Annotated in this window: 4 protein-coding genes; 1 reads left to right on the forward strand and 3 read right to left on the reverse strand. The window is 34.6% G+C overall.

Annotated elements, in window-relative coordinates:
- Positions 1-57: 57 nt before the first annotated feature.
- The 3 genes from CK510_RS27985 to CK510_RS27995 all read right to left on the reverse strand — a co-directional run bounded on the left by CK510_RS27985 (position 58) and on the right by CK510_RS27995 (position 1,984).
- The gene (locus CK510_RS27985) at positions 58-435 is read right to left on the reverse strand and encodes a 3'-5' exonuclease (protein ID WP_095724763.1); all 378 of its coding nucleotides are present in this window, start codon (positions 433-435) and stop codon (positions 58-60) included.
- A gap of 16 nt (positions 436-451) precedes the next feature.
- Positions 452-643: a CPXCG motif-containing cysteine-rich protein gene (locus tag CK510_RS27990; protein WP_095724764.1), complete on the reverse strand. Its 192-nt coding sequence runs from the start codon at positions 641-643 to the stop codon at positions 452-454.
- A 168-nt stretch (positions 644-811) separates the two neighbouring features.
- Positions 812-1,984: a RuBisCO large subunit C-terminal-like domain-containing protein gene (locus tag CK510_RS27995; protein WP_095724765.1), complete on the reverse strand. Its 1,173-nt coding sequence runs from the start codon at positions 1,982-1,984 to the stop codon at positions 812-814.
- A 254-nt stretch (positions 1,985-2,238) separates the two neighbouring features.
- On the opposite strand from CK510_RS27995, the gene CK510_RS28000 reads away from it, so the two are divergent.
- Positions 2,239-3,150: a ribonuclease D gene (locus CK510_RS28000; protein ID WP_095724766.1), complete on the forward strand. Its 912-nt coding sequence runs from the start codon at positions 2,239-2,241 to the stop codon at positions 3,148-3,150.
- Positions 3,151-3,568: the final 418 nt, after the last annotated feature.

Below are 3,568 nucleotides of genomic sequence, written 5' to 3' on the forward strand. Positions count from 1 at the left end.
GGCTTTTGGAATGCCAGGAGCTTTGGAGAAATTGGGGTTTGAATTAATGGGAACCCATCACAGGGGAATTTGATGAAATCTACAATCTTGAGTAAACTGTCTTTTATCATAATTTCCCCAAGAGCAAAAAGTATAATGGGAAAATTTTAATATCCATTCTTTAAAGCTAATAATTGCCTCTGGAAATGTCGCAGCATTTTCAACATCGCTTTGCTTAATCGTTGTTAGCTGCGTACAGAAATCAGTCAAAATTGGATGTCTAATCGGCTTAATAAATTGCTGATATTCCGATTCCATTTCCCAAGTGCTGCGATTCAGCATTACCGCACCAATTTCAATAATTTCCGTCTCTTGACGGGGAATACTATCATCATCTGAGCAAGTTGCTTCTAAATCAATGACTAAAAAATAAGACTTTCTACTATCTATATTCATCGTATCTTTTTACCTTTTATCCTTCTTCGTATTCAGTATCAATCTCAATATCTAAGCTATCTTCATCAATTCGCACATATAAAATATTTGGACGACAGCAAACTTGGCAATCTTCAATATATTTTTGCTGACTTCCCTGACTAACATCAATAAAAGTAGTATTTTCTTCACCACAAAAGGCACAATAAAACTCGGCTGTTGTTTGCATTTTTCCTGATTTGTAAGTAAGGAATGGAAGTTAGGAATTATCGCAGTTTTCAGTTGAGTAAAATACAGTTGTGTTCGAGAATACTGTAGGGGTAAACGGCTGTTTACCCTGATTTATTTTACACCCAAACGAAAACCACTATATAAATTAAGGATTACAAATCAATAATTAAGAATGATAAATTCCCCATTTTTGAATAGCACTACGAAGTGCCCCTAATGGTAAAGTGTCCAAACTAAAAGATTCACCATTCTCGACATACTTCAAAGCTTCAAAAAACGCTTTTACTCCTGCTGCTGCACCATCAGGATGATCCATAATTCCAGTACCCGCATTTAAAATTACATCCTCACCATAATCAGCTACAGCTTTCGCAACAACACCAGGATGAATACCAGCAGAAGGAACAGGCATTACACCACGCATTCTCAAGCGATCGCGAATTTTTGCTTCATCTTCAGCAGCAAATGGTAAATTACCATAATGTGCAGGATACAAAACAGCATCTGCCCCAGCATAAGCCATTAAAGTACCTAGGGTAATCGAATAATCGATACCGTAATCGGGAGCAGCAGAAATCGCTCCCGCACCAGCAGGATGGGTAAATATAGGCACATTGATTTCTGGATCGGTAGCAAGAGCTTCGAGTACAGAAAAGCCGTAGGAGAAGACATTTAATAATAAAGCATTTGCACCATTACGTACTAACTCACGGGCATTTTCGATTAATTTTGTGGCATTTCCCGTAACATTCACAGCATAAAGGATAGTGCGATCGCTCTCTTGTTTAACCTGCTCAATAATTACACGACAAGCTTTAAGACGTTCTAAAGTCGGAGCAGAAGCGAGATTTCCTAAAATTTCGTCATCTTTGATAATATCTAACCCAGCTTCCGCAACTTGTCGAAAAATATCAGCATGATCTGTCGCAGAAAGTCCCAAAGCTGGCTTAAAAATTGCCATAATTAATGGACGATTAAATACACCAAGTAGTTTACGAATACCTGTTATACCGAATTTGGGACGTAAACCGTAGTTTTCCGGCAATTGTAACCCTACCACTTTTGCCGCACCAGCCATCGAATATTTACCGAATATCATCGTCAATAAACTAGGGATATCATTTTCCACATTTGTTTCGGGAAAGTGAATTGTTGCAGTACTATACCCTTGGGAGTCGGTAACAACTGATACGACGACCGCCAAATGTGCTTGTAAACTTGCTTGACGATGGGCAAATCTAGCATCCCAAGTACCGACAGTTTGCCCAATAGCAATAATTTTGGCTTGTTTTTCGGCATCAACACCAGGTGGAAAACGATAATTAACTGCGATCGCCATTTTATCTAACTGTATTATTTAATATTTTACTTCAAGAAAGTAATTGTCTAAGTGATTCTAAAGTATCATCATTGACGCGATTTTTCACAAATAACGTGCAATCATAATCAATGACTAAAGCAAAATATTGCATCAGTCAATTACGCAAGTTAATGATATCACCAATTTACGTAAGTGAATTATGGTAAAAATTTATGCTGCCTCTGTCTAGTTTTAATCCCCTTTTTTCCATCTTTACCTAATGCCAAATTTATATGCCATACTTATCTTCTGCGAGCGAAATTAATCAATTTATTACCGAATGTACTCAAACTAGTATTCTCTGGTTAGATACGGAAGTTGCAGATTTCACAACTAAAAAACCAAGATTATCACTCATTCAAGTATTAGACAATCCCAATGATATGAGTGGTGAAAGAAGTTTTATTTTGGACGTACTGGAACAGCCTGATGTCGTCGCTCATTTCATCAATGAAATAATGATTAATCCAGCGATTGAAAAGGTTTTTCATAATGCTAGTTACGATTTGAGATTTCTAGGTGTAAAAAAAACAAAAAATGTTACCTGCACCTTAGATATGGCAAGGAAAATCCCCTATCATCTGTTACCTTTGCCAAACCTAAAACTACAAACCTTAGCCACCGAAATTTGTAATTTTCAAAATATTAATAAACAAGAACAAACGAGCGACTGGGGGCAACGTCCTTTAACATTAGAACAAATTAAATATGCATATTTTGACTGTATTTATCTTGCTCAAATACATCAAAAATTAGTGGAATTGAGCAAAAAAGTAAATTGCGAACCGAGTTGTGAAAATATTATACTATTGTCAGCAAGGTATAAAGAAATTGAACAACAATATAAACTCTTACATTCAGAAATTGAACATTTAGAAGAACGTCTTAAAAAAGCGATGCTAGCTCAAAACATTTTGGAAACAGCAGATTTTAAATTGACACCTTACGAACGTAATACTATTAAAGTTGCTTTTGCAGAATTAGCAGAATTGGTTCGCATTCAAGAACTTAATTTAGACTTTCCGGTAACTCTAACTAAAAATTTACAAAAAGATTTAGGTGATAATCTCAAAAAATTAAATATAGAAGAGGAAAAAACAACTTCTTTCCGGTTAAATGTTCGCAGTTCCGATAATGATGAATAAGTTATTAGTTAGTAGTTAATGCTTATTAGCCAGTTGTAAAAATAAATACTTGAGACTTCAACAGATTTTGTTAAAAAATTTATCATAATTTTATTAAAAAAATATCTAATAAAACTACAATCCAACAATGTCTTTAATCGCAGAAATTGAGAATCCAGTAGTCAAGAGTCAGAATGATTGATATTTAAGGGAAGTAGACAGCTTGAGTATATGCAACTAAAATTTGTTTAATTATAGTTTAATGTTGAGAAATAGTTAACTGAGTTATTGTAATAGTCTTATGATGGAGTCTTTCTTATTTAAATTGAGTTTAAATTAAATGGTGAAATTGCATTTATTAAAACAACAGTTTGTCAAAGAGCAATTTGCAAAGACAAATAAAACAAGCATTAGCATAATTGTATTAGTTATACTGATG

Source organism: Brunnivagina elsteri CCALA 953 (assembly GCF_002289455.1).
GTDB classification, from domain to species: domain Bacteria; phylum Cyanobacteriota; class Cyanobacteriia; order Cyanobacteriales; family Nostocaceae; genus Brunnivagina; species Brunnivagina elsteri.

Coding starts and splice junctions, on each gene's coding strand:
- CK510_RS28000 (WP_095724766.1), top strand. CDS start 2,239: ATGCCATACTTATCTTCTGCGAGCGAAATTAATCAATTTATTACCGAA.
- CK510_RS27985 (WP_095724763.1), bottom strand. CDS start 435: ATGAATATAGATAGTAGAAAGTCTTATTTTTTAGTCATTGATTTAGAA.
- CK510_RS27990 (WP_095724764.1), bottom strand. CDS start 643: ATGCAAACAACAGCCGAGTTTTATTGTGCCTTTTGTGGTGAAGAAAAT.
- CK510_RS27995 (WP_095724765.1), bottom strand. CDS start 1,984: ATGGCGATCGCAGTTAATTATCGTTTTCCACCTGGTGTTGATGCCGAA.